The organism is Clostridium sp. UBA6640 (genome assembly GCF_002455975.1).
Classification (GTDB): Bacteria; Bacillota; Clostridia; order Clostridiales; family Clostridiaceae; genus Clostridium_J.
This window is the reverse complement of sequence record NZ_DKLM01000036.1, coordinates 14,326-29,568: the sequence shown is the minus strand read 5'-3', so window position 1 is coordinate 29,568 and position 15,243 is coordinate 14,326. Positions and strand designations below refer to the sequence as shown.

At 26.6% G+C, this 15,243-nt stretch carries 14 protein-coding genes and 1 pseudogene; 12 read left to right on the top strand and 3 right to left on the bottom strand.

The genetic code is table 11. The features are described 5' to 3' along the window. The first annotated feature begins 147 nt into the window (after window positions 1-147). The 5 genes and pseudogenes from B2W91_RS03985 (at window position 148) to tlp (ending at window position 4,174) form a co-directional block, all read left to right on the top strand. The gene (locus tag B2W91_RS03985; RefSeq protein ID WP_291578986.1) at window positions 148-522 is read left to right on the top strand and encodes a hypothetical protein; all 375 of its coding nucleotides are present in this window, start codon (window positions 148-150) and stop codon (window positions 520-522) included. A gap of 174 nt (window positions 523-696) precedes the next feature. Then, entirely contained in the window at window positions 697-2,661 is a 1,965-nt protein-coding gene (gene pepF, locus B2W91_RS03980) for an oligoendopeptidase F (RefSeq protein ID WP_291578985.1), read from the top strand. 163 nt (window positions 2,662-2,824) lie between these two features. Beyond that, window positions 2,825-3,015, top strand: a pseudogene (locus B2W91_RS03975) (IS1595 family transposase); the annotation flags it as partial. Window positions 3,016-3,224: 209 nt separating this feature from the next. Continuing rightward, the gene (locus tag B2W91_RS03970; RefSeq protein ID WP_291578984.1) at window positions 3,225-3,416 is read left to right on the top strand and encodes a hypothetical protein; all 192 of its coding nucleotides are present in this window, start codon (window positions 3,225-3,227) and stop codon (window positions 3,414-3,416) included. Window positions 3,417-3,946: 530 nt separating this feature from the next. Then, window positions 3,947-4,174 carry a small acid-soluble spore protein Tlp gene (gene tlp, locus B2W91_RS03965; RefSeq protein ID WP_291578983.1) on the top strand — a complete coding sequence of 76 codons (228 nt, stop codon included), beginning with the start codon at window positions 3,947-3,949 and terminating at the stop codon, window positions 4,172-4,174. A gap of 122 nt (window positions 4,175-4,296) precedes the next feature. Here the strand turns inward: tlp and B2W91_RS03960 are convergent, their stop codons facing one another. Next, window positions 4,297-4,926: a hypothetical protein gene (locus tag B2W91_RS03960; RefSeq protein ID WP_291578982.1), complete on the bottom strand. Its 630-nt coding sequence runs from the start codon at window positions 4,924-4,926 to the stop codon at window positions 4,297-4,299. A 306-nt stretch (window positions 4,927-5,232) separates the two neighbouring features. Here B2W91_RS03960 and B2W91_RS03955 point away from each other — a divergent pair, with 306 nt between their 5' ends. Further along, window positions 5,233-6,348 carry a DUF4037 domain-containing protein gene (locus tag B2W91_RS03955; RefSeq protein ID WP_291578981.1) on the top strand — a complete coding sequence of 372 codons (1,116 nt, stop codon included), beginning with the start codon at window positions 5,233-5,235 and terminating at the stop codon, window positions 6,346-6,348. Between the two features lie 245 nt (window positions 6,349-6,593). On the opposite strand, the gene B2W91_RS03950 is transcribed toward B2W91_RS03955, so the two are convergent. Further along, the gene (locus B2W91_RS03950) at window positions 6,594-7,439 is read right to left on the bottom strand and encodes a hypothetical protein (protein ID WP_291578980.1); all 846 of its coding nucleotides are present in this window, start codon (window positions 7,437-7,439) and stop codon (window positions 6,594-6,596) included. 185 nt (window positions 7,440-7,624) lie between these two features. On the opposite strand from B2W91_RS03950, the gene B2W91_RS03945 reads away from it, so the two are divergent. The 6 genes from B2W91_RS03945 to B2W91_RS03920 all read left to right on the top strand — a co-directional run bounded on the left by B2W91_RS03945 (window position 7,625) and on the right by B2W91_RS03920 (window position 14,143). Continuing rightward, complete coding sequence (locus tag B2W91_RS03945) at window positions 7,625-8,455, top strand: sugar nucleotide-binding protein (protein WP_291578979.1); 831 nt, start codon at window positions 7,625-7,627, stop codon at window positions 8,453-8,455. A gap of 499 nt (window positions 8,456-8,954) precedes the next feature. After that, on the top strand, window positions 8,955-10,322 hold the full coding sequence (locus B2W91_RS03940) for a hypothetical protein (RefSeq protein ID WP_291578978.1): 1,368 nt from the start codon (window positions 8,955-8,957) through the stop codon (window positions 10,320-10,322). A 69-nt stretch (window positions 10,323-10,391) separates the two neighbouring features. Then, a complete protein-coding gene (locus B2W91_RS03935) occupies window positions 10,392-11,258 on the top strand; it encodes an SPL family radical SAM protein (RefSeq protein ID WP_291578977.1) in 867 nt (288 codons plus the stop codon). A 318-nt stretch (window positions 11,259-11,576) separates the two neighbouring features. Then, a complete protein-coding gene (locus B2W91_RS03930) occupies window positions 11,577-12,572 on the top strand; it encodes an ABC transporter ATP-binding protein (RefSeq protein WP_291578976.1) in 996 nt (331 codons plus the stop codon). Then, window positions 12,565-13,362 (top strand): ABC transporter permease, encoded by a 798-nt coding sequence (locus B2W91_RS03925; protein ID WP_291578975.1) that lies wholly within the window; start codon window positions 12,565-12,567, stop codon window positions 13,360-13,362. Before B2W91_RS03930 ends, B2W91_RS03925 begins: the two co-directional genes overlap by 8 nt. Beyond that, on the top strand, window positions 13,346-14,143 hold the full coding sequence (locus B2W91_RS03920; protein ID WP_291578974.1) for an ABC transporter permease: 798 nt from the start codon (window positions 13,346-13,348) through the stop codon (window positions 14,141-14,143). Before B2W91_RS03925 ends, B2W91_RS03920 begins: the two co-directional genes overlap by 17 nt. Window positions 14,144-14,340: 197 nt before the next feature. Here B2W91_RS03920 and B2W91_RS03915 read toward each other — a convergent pair whose 3' ends face one another. Further along, complete coding sequence (locus B2W91_RS03915; RefSeq protein ID WP_291578973.1) at window positions 14,341-14,556, bottom strand: hypothetical protein; 216 nt, start codon at window positions 14,554-14,556, stop codon at window positions 14,341-14,343. Window positions 14,557-15,243 lie beyond the last annotated feature (687 nt).

Below are 15,243 nucleotides of genomic sequence, written 5' to 3'. Positions count from 1 at the left end.
AATTGATTATTTCTTGAAGTTACAAGGTAACTTTTCATGAATAATTAGCAATTACATTGCTAGTCAAAATATGTTTTAGGACATTATTTTTCTGAAAAAAATTTTCTTCCTTATATATCATTTTGGGGATTTGAATATGGTGATATATTGGAAGTATATTTAAAAAATTTAAGGAAAATATATAATTATGATATAAATTATTTATTTCCTGCTCATAGATTTATAATAAAAGATCATAAAATAAGAATAAATGAATTAATTAGCCATCATGAAAACTGTCTTAATGAGGTGATGGATATAATAAAAGAAGAAAAGAAAACCGTTAGGGATACTGCAACATCCATGCATTGGGAATTGAGATACGATAAGTGGGGATATTTTCCTAATCCTCAAAATTGGTTTGCTTTAGGAGAGGCTATGTCACATTTAGAACATCTTTTATACATGGGAAAGTTGAAAGAACAGAAGAAAATGGAGTTTTATACTATAAGGTTAAGTAGAATAAAAACCTATTATCTTTAATGATAGTAGGTTTTTATAATCTAAACTCATCATGGTATTAAAAAAAATATATTCAAAATTTTCATAATTTTTTAAAAATATATACACTAAAAATTAACTTATAAAAGGTATAATGAATTCAGTATATGGAATAAAATTGAATAATATGAAATTTTATTCAGATGGAGGGGTATCATGCTAAAATCAAGAAAAAAAATTATTATTATCTGCATAACTGCCAGTATGATGATGAGTTCAACGATTAATACTTTTGCAATAGTTAATAAAAATAGTGTAAATGCAAATGAAAAACAATCAGTAATGTATTCTGAGTCTAAGAGTAATACAGTAAATCCTCAGAGTGAAAAAAAGATTGATGACAAGTATAAATGGAATTTGGGGGATATTTATAAAGATGTACAAGCGTGGGAAAAGGATATTGAAAAGGTAAGAAAAGAATGTTTCCCTAAATATAAAGACTATGAAGGAAAATTAAAAGATCCCGATAAGCTGCTTGAATTTTTAAAGATGGATGAAGAAGTATCAATTATTCTAAGTAAAGTATATTGGTATGCTGGATTTAGAGGAGACCTAAATCAAGGAGATAATGAGGCTACTGAGCTAAATGCTAAAGCAGAAAGCTTTATTGCAGAATATGATCAACTTGTAACTTTCTTTACACCAGAATTATTATCACAAGATGAGGAAGCGTTAAAGAATCTTGTTAAAAATCCAAAACTAAAAAATTATGCTCATTTTATAGAATCTTTAATAAGACAAAAAGAACATAACCTTTCAAAGGAAGAAGAGGATATATTAGCAAATGCATCAGAATTCACAGGTAGTCCACAAGAGATTTTTAACAAATTGAGAATGGCAGATATGAAAAAAGCAATTATAAAAGATAAAAATGGAAAAGATATAGAATTAACTTCAGGAGTATATTCAAATATACTTGATGGAAAAGATAGAGATTTAAGAAAAAGGGCATTTGAAGCTAATGGTAAAGTAACAGAGGAGCTTCAAAATACATTTGCATCTATTTATCTAGCTTCTGTAAAAAAAGATATTTTCTTAGCTAAATCTAGAAAGTATGATTCTACTCTTGAAGCATCTCTTGCTAAGGATAATATTCCAAGAGAAGTTTATGATAATTTAGTTACAGCTGTTAACAATAATATGGAACCACTTCATAAGTATATAGAGCTGAAAAGAAAAGTTAATAAACTTGACAAGATACATGCTTATGATTTATATGTGCCACTTGTTGAAAATTATAAATTAACAATACCTTATGAAGATGCTAAGAAGATGGTATTAGAGGGAGTAAAACCTCTTGGAGAAGAATATTCATCTATAATTAAGGAAGGTTTTGATAATAGATGGTTAGATGTTTATGAATCAAAAGGTAAAAGAACAGGTGGGTATAATCTAGGTCTTTATGGTGTTCATCCATTTATACTTTTAAATTATACTGACTCTTTAGATGACATGTTAACGGTAGGTCATGAAATGGGTCATGCGGTAAACTCTGTATATGCTGGGAAAGCTCAATCATATATGAATGCTCATACACCTATATTCAATGCTGAAGTAGCTTCAACAGCTAATGAATTGATGATAATTAAAAATATGATAAAAAATGCTAAGAATGATGATGAAAAACTATATTTATTAAATCAGTTAATTGAGAATATAAAAGGTACAGTATATACTCAAGTAATGTTTGCAGAATTTGAAAAGACAGTACATGAAAAATTAGAAGCAGGAGAGCCATTATCAGCTAAGTCTCTAAGACAAATATATGGTGACTTAATAAAAAAATACTATGGTGATAGTTTTGCTCCAGACGAATTAGGAACTGTAGGATGGGCAAAAATAACACATTTCTATAATAATTTCTATGTTTACAAATATGCTACTTCTATGGCAGCTTCTAATGAAATAGTTAAAAATATATTAGATGGAAAAGATAAGAACGCAGTTAATAATTATATGGAATTCTTAAAAACTGGTTCTTCAGAATATCCTGTTGATGCACTAAAGAAAGCAGGAGTTGATCCAACAAAAACAACTTCAATAGATAATTTATTAGCTGAGTTTGGACAGTATATAGACGAAATGGAAACTATTCTTAAAAAGCAAGGAAAAATAAAATAATTAAGATAATATATTAGCATAATAATAATAAAGTTATAAAACCTCTATGGAGCAATAAATAAAAGTTCCTAGAGGTTTTTTGTTTTGTTTTAGGGGACGGTTCATTATATTTGCATTTGTATAAGATAAGCTATCATCAAATTGTAATGAACCGACCCTTATACACGCCAATTTAAAAAGATGGATGGGTAGGTTTAATTGTGTTGAAACCAAGTATATCAGTAACTATCTTAAATGGTTCAAATGGATAAATACATTTAGCAAAGAAAAAGAAATTGTAAGGACTAAAACTTGATAGTTCATAGTAGACTACCACATAGTTACACTATGGTAAGGGAATTTAAGACAAAGTAACCTATATTTGTATAAACGTCATTTAATTTATATTGTTACTGAAATTATATTCTGATTTTTATGTATAATAAGATATAAAGTAAAGAACAATGGTATTATGTAGCGAAAGACTAAATAATATTTTAACGTAAAAATTTATGATATAATTAGGCGAAAATATGATGATAATCCAAAGCATTAAAATTAAAATTTAGATAGGTGGAATTAAGATGTCAAATAAAATAAAAGTATACTATCAACATGATGAAGAGGAAGATAATGAGCAATTCCTAAGGAACTTTGAATATAAAGGAGAAGAAATATTCGTCTGTGATACTTGTGAAACTGAAATATCAGAAGAGGAATATAAGCGTAATGATGGCATATGTGATGAGTGTAACACTGATATATATGAGTCTTAGTTACTTTACATTCCAAATAAATTACCTATTAAAAACATTTAAGAGCAGTCCATTGGACTGCTCTTAGCTTATACATAACATTAAAATAATATGCAAGTGCTACTGTACCTAAGCACATCTTAGCATTATGCCAATTAGCATGTTAAGGGACGGTTCATTATATTTGTATAAGATAAGCTATCATCAAATTGTAATGAACCGTCCCTTAAGTGTTGGAAAGACATTTTATGTTTTTTACATTGTTGATAAATATATTTTGATAAGAAGTTTTTCAAATTTTTATTTTTTCTTAACCTTAAATCAAGGCCAAACGTTATAATAGCGTATTTTAATTACATTAATATTTATATATTAGTGAGTTTATACTTGTCCATAAAAAGATGAAATTTTTCATATAATATAAGAAATATGTAAGAGATTAAAAATTATTACCACATAAATAAATATATTTATACACATAATAAAGGAGGAAGAGGTTTATATAAACCATCTTTTAAAGGATAAATTCTAAGAAGAGGAGAGATGAAATTATGAAAAATAAACCAGATGATAGAAGAGATAATGTAGATAGAATTCAATATAACATTAGTAATACTATTGAAAACATTCATCGTGCAGATGAAATGATTGAAGAAACAGATGATGAAAATACGAAAAAAGCATTAAGTGAAAAAAATCAAAGAAGAGAGTCAGCTCTTGATTCTATGAGAGAAGAAATTAAGGATGAAGCAATGGATAAACAAAACGGATATAAATAAAAATATTATATATAGAACGAGTACAAATTTAATATATCTAAAATAGAAAATTGTGAAAGTACAAGTATCACTTTTTAGTGATACTTGTACTTTTTTGAATTGCAATGAACCGTCCCTTATATTTAAACTATATCAAAATCCTTTACTAGGCTTGTAATTCTCCATTTTCCATCTTCTTTTGAAACTTCAAGGGTAGCATTCCAAATGTAGATATCTTTAACAGAGGTTGTAGCTTCAAAAACTATTTTATATCTAAATTTAGAAGGTGAGATTTCCTCTTTTTCTATTTTATAATCTTGAACCCATGGACTTGAAAATCCAGTTACCCATGAACCGCGATCTTCTATTAGTTTTTTAAATTCATTTTTAAGAACTTTACTATAAGCAGCATATTGAAATACTCCATTTCTGTCCTTTATACCTTTTGCCCAAAGTTCAGCTATTTTATCCGAAGTTTTAGGATCATATAAATCTGCAAATTCTGCAAACATTTCACATCTAGCTTTTAACTCAACTTTGTTTGTATCATATAGCATTAGCTTATTTTTTTCTTTGTCATAGAAAGTATTAATATTAAAGTCTCTCATTAATGCACTATCCTTAATATAAATTTTATCATCTTTAATTAAGTAATCTCCATTATTAGGTACTTCCTTATTGTTAACTAATACTGTAAAAGATGATTTGGCATAAATTATACTAGTAATAAAGAATGTTAGAAATAATGTAATAAATAATATCTTTTTATTCATTTGATTTCTCCTCAATAAAATAATCTTTAAATCTATTTTGTGTATTAAGATAGAAATATATAAATTTATTTTATGTTTTCAATAGAGTAACAGATTAAATAAGAAATTTGAATTGCTAAATAATTAGTTCATGAAGATGCATCAGAAGTAAAATGGTAGATTAAATATTAAAAATATTATGAAAATAATGCTATAATTTAAATACTATGTAAATGTTAAGTAAAAACTTAGTAAGAAATCTATAGCTAAGGAACGGTTCATAAAAATAGTTAATTTAGAATTAAATATATAGGAGATTTTATTAATATGAATGATGTATTTGTATGTAAAGGACCGGAAGAATTTATTCCAGGTTTAGAATTGAATAAAGGCTTTTATTTTGATATAGTAAAGCCTTTACTTGATAAAAAATTTTCAAATGTAAAATATTCAGCGGCTCTAATGGGTCATTGTTCAGATGTATTAGGTTTTGATGATTATAAGTCAACAGATCATGTCTGGGGACCAAGATTACAGATATTTTTAGAAGAAAATAATTTTAATGAAATAAAGAGAGAATTGGATGATTTTTTTAAATATAATTTGCCCTCTCAATACAGAGGATTTCCTACAAATTATAAAGCTATTGAAGGATGGTTTAATAATGCATACATGCAGTTTAAAGAAAGCTATCCTATAAATCATTTTATTGAAATAGAAACAGTTAGTAATTTTTTTAATAGAGATATTTCAGTAGATATCCACTCCAAAGTTGAATTTGAGCAATGGATGGCGTTTCCACCTCAGAATTTGCTTGAGTTAACAAGTGGTGAAGTTTTTCATGATGGAATTGGGGAATTAACTAAAGTAAGAAATCTTTTAAGTTTTTTCCCTAATGAGGTTTTGCTTTTACGTATATTCTTTTTATGGAAATCTATCAATGAAGAACAGGCTTTTATAGGCAGATGCAGAGAGAACAATGATGCTATAGGAGAAAATATTATAACTAATAGAATTTTAAATAAACTAATTAAGTTATGCTTTTATTATGAGAAAAAATATTATCCGTATAGTAAATGGCTTGGTACAGCTTTTAAAAAGTTAGAAATATCGAAGAGAGTTATGCCATTTATAGACAATGCAATGCATGCTACTTCAATTAAAAAAAGAGAAAGAGCCTTAATTGATTTATATATTGAAATAATAAATAAGCATAATTCAATCAAATTGACAGAATATGTTGAACCTAAAATAATAAATTATTACAATAGGGGATATTTAGGTTTTGATTCAGAAAGAGTATTAGAAAAAATAAGTAAGAAAATTAATTGGGATAAAATTAGAGATGTAGAGCTATTATCCAAAGTAGAATTATTTGATGACTCTTATTTTGGATGTAATTATTTAGTAAATAAAAAAATTGTAGAAGAATCATTAGCTTGATAATAAAAATGATGAAAATTAAATTATAGCTGATTAATCAATATTTTAAGTAGTTACATAAAGGAACAATAATATTTAAGTGACGGTTCATTAAAATATATTATCATCAAATTTTAATGAACCGTCACTTTCTTAAAAGTTAAAATTTAAAGTGCAATTTGAAAATAAGTATAGTTATGAACACAATAAAGTCTCCAACATAATAAATGATGGAGACTACTTGGATATATAATTTTCAAAATGTTTTATTGTTTTAAATCATAACTCGTATCTTTAACTTTTACAGGAATTTTGAATTTTTTTGGTGTACAATTTTTTGCCAGTAAAGTTACCTCTATATTTGCATCAGGATGAACTAAAGAGTTTGCAAAAGAAAATTTAAATTTTATTGGAATGTCTTTATAAAGAGGTCCATCATTCTCAATAAATTTTATCTCGTTCCATAAACCTAATCCATGGATATTAGAAACACCCATCCATTTAGGATGTCCAGGTGTGAATTCTATGGCCATATGGTTAAATTCTAAATTTAAAACAACATCTTCCGCAGGATCTATGCCTATATTCTCTATTTCAAATAGAGCTTCAGTTAAAGGTCGTGTAGTATTTATTATAAAAGCACCGTCTTGTAATTCACTTTTTGTATCACTTGCTAATAAAATTTCTCCCTTTTCGTCTTCAAAATAGCTGCTTTTGTCAAATTCTTTAGAACCATATACTACATATTTTAATTTAAGATTAGGCTTTTTCTTAGCATCATTATATATATTATCAATATCTACATTAACAAAATTAAAGTTTGGATTAATTTTAATTTTGTCATAAGCTTCAATTACGCTAGAAAACTCATTATTGTTATATTTGTCTACTAGAAATATACAATTCTCTGCAAGTTCTTTTAAAGCTATTGCATCTGTATTTTGACTATCCTTATTTAATACTTCATTAAATTTAATTAAGGCATTATTATAATTTTTTTCTTTTAATGAGGTTATTCCTTCATCTTTTATTTTATTGGTACCAATGGAACACCCTAAAAAAGTAATTGTGTAAACCAGTATAATGCTTAAGTAAAATAATTTTTTTCTCAATGTTTATCCCCCTTATGTACTTTTGTACTATAAAATTTTAATTTCTAATTTATATTTACTATAATTAACACTAATATCTAAAATATAACATAATTGGACAAATTATTCAATGAAGCTTATAATAGTTATTGTTAATTTAGTATTTAATAATGAAGCTTTTTATAATTATAGAAAGGAACAATAAAATGAATATTTTAATTTTAGGGGCAAGTGGATTTTTAGGTGGACATATTTATAAAAAAATGAAATCTCAATTAGATTTTAATGTACTGGGAACTTGTTATGGATCAAACAATTGTAGCGAGTTAATAAAATTTGATGTAACTAATGAGGAAGAAGTTAGAGCTATAATATATAAGTTCAAACCAGATATTGTTTTATGGAGCTTAATAAGTAGAGAAAGTGAAAAATATTTAATAGAAATGGGTCTAAATAATATCTTAAAATACTTATCGCATAAGCAGAAGTTAATTTTTATGTCAACAAATGCTGTCTTTAATGGAAAAAGTGATTATAGTGAAGAAGATAGCCCTAAATATAAAAATAGTAATGAGTTATTGGCATTATATTCAAATGCAAAAATAGATGGTGAGAAAATAGTTAAGAGGCATGGCAATTATATTATCATAAGACCAGGTGCTATTTATGGACAAGATATAAATGGAAAGTGGGATAAACGGATATCTGATTTAATTAATAAATTAGAAGAAAAACAAGAGGTTGTAAGAACAGAAAATTTATATAATACTTTTGTAAAAGTAGATGAGTTAGCAGAAGCTATACTAGAATTGATAAAATGTGATTATAAAGGAATTATTCATTTAGGGCCAGAAAAGAAGGAAAGTTATTATAATTATTATAGAAAAATGGCAGCATATTTAAATTTAGATGTTAATTTAATTAAAAGTGATTTTATTGATGAAGAGTATGCTGCTAAAAATAATCGCTCATTAGATTTATCACTAAACACATCTAAGTGTAGAGAACTGTTAGGAAATGTATTCAGCAACGTATAGGGACGGTTCATTACTTTTTACAAATTACAAATTAAGAAATTAAAAAATTTTAATGAACCGTCCCTGATACTTGGAAGCATAAAGATTTGCTATTTTAGAGTTAGAATATAAATTGAATGATGTAATGTTATTTTCCATTAATATATTATATAATAAATTGATTTATTTTTACTTATTTGTTATAATATACCATATAAAAATATAGGAGGTACTATAAGAATGACAGTCACTAATTGCTAATTAATTTTCAAAACTGAAAATTGATTAAAAGAAGTTTTAAAACGCCTAGCCCATTAGGTTTTTTTGTGTACTTCTTTTATAGTTAGCAATTAGAAGGCATAAATCTTATAGAACTAAAATTGTAATTTTTAATTTTGTATTTAAATTAATTTACGGATTTTTTAGGCTACAAGAAAGCTACGCTTTTTTGTAGCCTTTTTCTATATTCAATAACCCAATGGAATAGGCCTTAAAAATTATTTTTAAGGAGGATTTATCAATGGAGGAAAAGGGAGTTTTTGCAACAGTGGAGGATATTGTTAGTGCAACAGAATTAATTTATGAAAATGAAAAACTAAACATTTTATCTTATAAAGTATTCAATATATGGAATATAATATCTTTAGTTAATTTCGGATGTATTAAGAATACAGATAAGGTACTAATTACTTGTTCAGAAGTAGATACAATTATATGGACAGTATCATATATTTATAAACCACAAAAGCTAATATCAAATAAGATAAATCAAGCTGAAAAGAATAGTAAGGTTGAATTACTTTATAATGAAAAATGGAAAAATATTAGTGGGCTATTAACAGGATGCTTACACACACAACCTATTTTTTCAAATGAAAATATAGATAATATAGAGTATAAAAATGAGAGGTTTAATGTTTTTGTTGCAGGATTTATTAATACAAATGAAAAAATGATAGAAATACCTATAAGTAGATTTTATATTAAAATAGGAATTGAATATGAGATATTTGAAAAGTTATTAATTAGATCTAAAGATTTATTAGAAACAGGGGGAGTATTATTAATACTTTCTACACCAGCATGGGTATTAAAGGCTTGGACTTTAATACATGAATTTGGATTACAATTAGAATATGAAAATTATAGGCTGTACACTGATAATCATAGAAATGCCAATGTTTTTATATGGCTAAAATTTATTAAAAAAGAAAAAGATTTTAACGTAGATTTACAGAAAAGAAATGTACTATCCTTAATGAAGGATAATGGGATAGACAGACTCTTTGCACATAGAAATAATTTAAGATTTCCTTATGTAGAATTATCCTATAATAATTCTGAATCTTATGTCAAATTAAATCAAAATTTAGAATATATGCAGTATTTTTTCTCAAATGAAACTACGTTAAATTTAGCAGAATTATGTGAAGGCTATACTGCTTGCTTAGTTACTCCTTCAATAGCTCAATATGCATATAAAATTAATAAAAATGTAGTGCTATTTGAACGGGATAATAGATTTAGAGAGAATAAAGGTCTTAAGTTTGTCAAATATGATTTAAATACTGGCTTAACAAAATTTATACAAAATAAATATAGAAAAAAATTTGATAGGGTTATATGTGACCCTCCGTTTAATATTAATTTAAATACTTTAGCAAAGGATATTGCTGAACTATTAAAGGAGAGTAATAATAGTGTTGTATATATTATTTTCCCTGATAGCAGAAAAATTAGCTTAGTTAATGCTATGAAAACTGAAAGCTTATTATTGAGTGAGGAAAATATAAACATAAATATAGAATATGCGAAACCGCCTAAAATAGTTAGAATTTATGGCAAACAAGCAATTCAATTATATAAGTTTACTTATAATAAGCAATAAATATATATAATAGTGCAGTAATAGGCTTAAATATTAGAAATGCATTATATAAGTATTGAGGTGAAAGTTATGGCAAAAATGATTCAGGCAAAGACTCTTCTTTCAACTATTAAAGAGGATAAACTATTTGGGCTTAAATACAATATGAATCTTTATAGAGGCTGTCAGCATGGATGTATTTACTGTGATTCTACAAGTAGTTGTTATGGTATTAAAAACTTCTCAGAAATACATATGAAAGAAAATGCTCTAGAGCTGCTTGAAGGTGAGCTGAGAAAGAAGAAGGTTAAAGGTACAATTGGTACAGGAAGCATGAATGATCCTTATATGCCTATAGAGAAGAAACTTTTCCTTACTAGAAGAGCTTTGGAGATTATAAATATTTATGGTTTTCCAGTGCATATCCTAACTAAAAGTAATCTAGTGGAAAGAGATATAGATATTTTAAAGAAAATAAACAAGGTCTATTGTGCAGTTTCAATTACCATAACTACTGCAGAAGATAATCTATCAACATTAATTGAATCAGGTGCACCTAAGTCTTCTGACAGGTTTAAAACTATAAAAAAGCTTTCAGAAGAAGGGATTTATACAGGAATATTAATGATGCCAATACTTCCTTTTATAAATGATACTGAAGAAAATATAAGACAAATAGTTAAAAAGGGAAAAGCAGCAGGTGCTAAATATATTTTACCTTTTATGGGGATGACATTAAGAGAAGGACAAAGAGAATATTATTATAGAGAATTAGATAAACATTTTCCTACTATGAAAGAAAAATATATTAGAAATTATGGATATGAATATAATTGCTCATCTCCCAATTCAAAAAAATTATATAATATTTTTTATGAATTATGCAAAAAAGAAGGTATAGCTACAAATATGAATTTTTATAAGGCTAGTGAATATGAACAATTGCGATTGTGGTAATAAGGGGATATTTTTAGAGTATATATAGAATAAGCAGTAATGCATTTATAGGTAAATATAAAGTTTTTATGTTTATATAAATTTTGAAAAAATGTAATTAAATGTTGAGTTGTTAATTTTTATATGTTACAATATTTTAAATTATAGGAGTGTATCTAGGGTTCCGATGCTGATAGGATACTATTTTGCATGACTGGACCAAGCGGTACAGGAATTATTTCTACACTTTTGGGATAAAAGCCCAGAGGATGAGTCTCTATAAGACTTATTCTTTGGGCTTTTTTTTATTAGAATAATTTAAATAAAGGGGGAGGCTTTATGACGGTAATAAGCGTTAATAATTTATGCAAATCATTCAAAATCAAAACAAAAGAACCAGGATTTAAAGGAAGTATTAAATCTATGATTTCACCTAGGTATAAAGAGATAGAGGCAGTTAGAGATGTATCTTTTAATGTAGAAAAAGGAGAAATCTTAGCTTTTATTGGGCCTAATGGAGCAGGAAAATCAACTACAATAAAAATGCTTACAGGAATACTTTATCCAACGGAAGGGAATATGGAAATATTAGGACTAAATCCTTCCACTGAGAGAAAGAAGTTATCTTATAAAATAGGTACTGTATTTGGCCAAAAGTCGCAGCTATGGTTTCATCTACCTCCTATAGATAGCTTTAATCTCTTAGGAAAAATTTATGATATGGAGGAAGTAAGTCTTAAGAAAAGGATAAACTTTTTAAAAGAAATTTTTCAGATAGAGGAACTTATGGATATACCTGTTAGAAAGCTATCTCTTGGTCAAAGAATACGGTGTGAGATAGCAGCGTCTTTAATTCATAATCCGGAGGTAATATTTTTAGATGAACCTACTATAGGTCTAGATGTTATAGTTAAACAAAATATTAGAGATCTTATTTTAAGGATAAATAGAGAAGAAAAAAGAACTATATTTTTAACTTCACATGATGCAGGAGACATAGAACAACTCTGTAAAAGAGCTATAGTAATAAATCATGGTCAATTGGTTTTAGATGAATCCATTAAAAACCTTAAATATAATTATCTCAATAAAAAAATTATAGAGGTAAAGTTTAAAGAAGAAGTTCATATAGATAAAAACAAATTTAAGGTTTTAAAAAGTAATGGCTATGGAGTAAAGATAGAGATAGACACTTTGAAAGAAAATATAGAAGAAGTTTTAACGGAAATTATAAAGTACGGAAGTATTTTAGATATAAATATTCTAGAACCACCTATGGAAGAAATTATATCTCATATATATAGTGAAAGTAAGGTAGGTGGTTGTAGTGAGTAAACTCAATAAATATATTCATATATTTAAGATAAGTCTTACCAATAATTTAGTGTATTTTTGGAACTTTATAATTAAAAATTTATTCTTTGTTTTTATAATATATATATTTTTAATGCTGTGGGGAAATATTTATGGACAAAAGGGAGATATAATATCAGGCCTAACTTTAAATAAAATTATATGGTATTTAATAGTTACAGAAACCATAACCTTATCTCGATCAAATTTCCATATCCAAATTAGTGACGATGTAAAAAGTGGGGCTATAGCTTATGGAATAAATAAACCTTATAACTATGTATTATATTGTTTTTTCAACTCACTAGGTGAAATAGCAGTAAAGTTAAGCTGTAATTTGATTTTAGGAATAATTATTGGTATATGTTTTGTAGGATTTCTAGAGGGCTTCAATATAGTATATTTACCATTAATACTACTTTCTATTTTAATAGGATCAACCATCAATTTTTTCATATATATTATTTTAGCACTAACTTCCTTTTGGATTGAGGAGAATAAGCCATTTTTTTGGATATACTCAAAGCTTACATTTACCTTAGGAGGAATGTTAGTGCCACTTGATTTATTTCCTAACTGGCTTAAAAATATATCAAATTATTTACCTTTTGCTTATGTGACATATGTGCCTGGAAAGCTAGCAGTAGATTTTTCACTTAAAAGATTCTATGAGGGCTTTGGAATACAGGTTTTATATTTAACTATATTTGTAATACTAGCTTTAGTTATATATAGAAAGGGGGCAGAGAAATTAAATGTTAATGGAGGTTAAAAATATCATAAAACTAATAAGAGCATATTTTAAATTTAACTTATCTTCAGCTATGGAGTATAAAGTAAGTTTTATCATACAGGTGTTAGGTATGATAATAAATAATGCCTCATTTATATTTTTCTGGTGGATATTATTTCATAATGTAGGTACTATAGGGGGATATGGTTTTAGTGATACATTAATGCTTTTTGCTATTATGTCCACATCTTTTGGAATAGCTTTTGTTTTATTTGGGAATATTGGAGAACTTACAAAAATGATTGTAAATGGAGAGCTAGATTCATATTTGATTCAGCCCAAGGATACTTTGATGAATATACTATGCTCTAAAAGTGTAATATCAGCTTTTGGTGACATTATTTATGGAATAATTCTATTTGTATTTGTAGGTAATTTTAATTTAATTAACATAGCTTTATTCTTATTTTTTTCTTGTATTTCAGCTATTATACTTTCAAGTGTTATAGTTGTTGTAAATTCTTTAAGTTTTTATATAGGCAATGCTGAAGGACTATCAGGACTTATGTTAGAATTTATGGTAAATTTCAGCTCATATCCAAAGGGGATATTTAAAGGTGCTACAAAGTATATAATATATACCATAGTACCAGCAGCCTTCACTGCTCACATACCTATAGCGTTAATAAGAGATTTTAATATATTAGATTTTTCTATATTGATTGGTGTTACAGTTATTTGGGCATTGACTGCATATAAGATATTTTATAAAGGCCTTAAAAAATATGAATCAGGAAACCTAATTATAGCTAAGTTATAATTTATGAAGATTAGAGCAACTCCATAATTAATGTATAATAAAATGAGCAAATTATAATCTATTTTGTCAAATTTTATTTAAAATTGTTATATTGATTAAGTGTATATGATATAATAAGGGTAGATAAAAGGTATCAGGCCTTTACGGTTATTTAATAGTTGTTAGAAGATAGTGGGAGAATTTTGTGAGATGACCCACTATTTTCTTTTGCCTTCAGAATTCCCTTCTATGTCAACAGAAAGTTCAGCTTCTATTTTTCCATTTTGCAAATCTGTATTCATTTTAGTTTTAGTACCTGTTTTAAGCGTTTCATACTTATAAACAAAGCAACCAACAATGGATACTACGCTTATAATAACCAAAGCCAAGGTAATGATTCCAATTATTGCTAAGATTGTATAATCGGTCATCATATCGCCTCCTATGCCCTAAAGGCCCAATACCATCTACCCATATTAAAGCAGCACAGGAAGTTTGAATACTGAAACAACTATAAAATAAATCTCTATTAAACAAGAGGGGACCTGCTTAATTGAGTTTAAATCATTATAACATATTTTGGAATTTAAGTGAACATAATTTTCTAGTGAATTTAAAGCAATTAAAAAAAATTTACAATAAGATAAAAAATCTATAAAATTTCACCTTATTTAAGACAAATATTTTTTATTTTATAGTAAATATAATGAAATTTTTAAGTGAAATAACATGGAATAGGGATAAAAATGTCGGTTTTTTATTTCACAAGAAATTATAAAAATTAACAATAAATAAAAGTAGAAAAATGTGGCTAAAATAACTCTAAATTTTTTAATGAAGACTAAAAAAAGACATAAGTTTTAATTTAATAGTGGTAAACTTACATAGCTTAATTACTAAATTTAGAATTTTAACTGTAGATGAGGATAGTGTTTGTACCTAAAATAAAAACTAGCAATGCAATTGCTAGTTTTTATCTGGTGGACACCGTTTGCCAGATTTACCACCTCTGGGGAACAGTAGTGAAGCCCGTAAGGGTTCCCCTGAGGTGCAGTATAGTTCGGAACAATCCTAGTGATTTTAAACTAATATTATGAAGATAAACAATATAATTAAAATAT

What these genes read in the sequence shown, in the direction of transcription:
- pepF (WP_291578985.1), top strand. Translation starts at nt 697, where the DNA reads ATGCTAAAATCAAGAAAAAAAATTATTATTATCTGCATAACTGCCAGT.
- B2W91_RS03970 (WP_291578984.1), top strand. Translation starts at nt 3,225, where the DNA reads ATGTCAAATAAAATAAAAGTATACTATCAACATGATGAAGAGGAAGAT.
- tlp (WP_291578983.1), top strand. Translation starts at nt 3,947, where the DNA reads ATGAAAAATAAACCAGATGATAGAAGAGATAATGTAGATAGAATTCAA.
- B2W91_RS03960 (WP_291578982.1), bottom strand. Translation starts at nt 4,926, where the DNA reads ATGAATAAAAAGATATTATTTATTACATTATTTCTAACATTCTTTATT.
- B2W91_RS03955 (WP_291578981.1), top strand. Translation starts at nt 5,233, where the DNA reads ATGAATGATGTATTTGTATGTAAAGGACCGGAAGAATTTATTCCAGGT.
- B2W91_RS03945 (WP_291578979.1), top strand. Translation starts at nt 7,625, where the DNA reads ATGAATATTTTAATTTTAGGGGCAAGTGGATTTTTAGGTGGACATATT.
- B2W91_RS03940 (WP_291578978.1), top strand. Translation starts at nt 8,955, where the DNA reads ATGGAGGAAAAGGGAGTTTTTGCAACAGTGGAGGATATTGTTAGTGCA.
- B2W91_RS03935 (WP_291578977.1), top strand. Translation starts at nt 10,392, where the DNA reads ATGGCAAAAATGATTCAGGCAAAGACTCTTCTTTCAACTATTAAAGAG.
- B2W91_RS03930 (WP_291578976.1), top strand. Translation starts at nt 11,577, where the DNA reads ATGACGGTAATAAGCGTTAATAATTTATGCAAATCATTCAAAATCAAA.
- B2W91_RS03920 (WP_291578974.1), top strand. Translation starts at nt 13,346, where the DNA reads ATGTTAATGGAGGTTAAAAATATCATAAAACTAATAAGAGCATATTTT.
- B2W91_RS03915 (WP_291578973.1), bottom strand. Translation starts at nt 14,556, where the DNA reads ATGATGACCGATTATACAATCTTAGCAATAATTGGAATCATTACCTTG.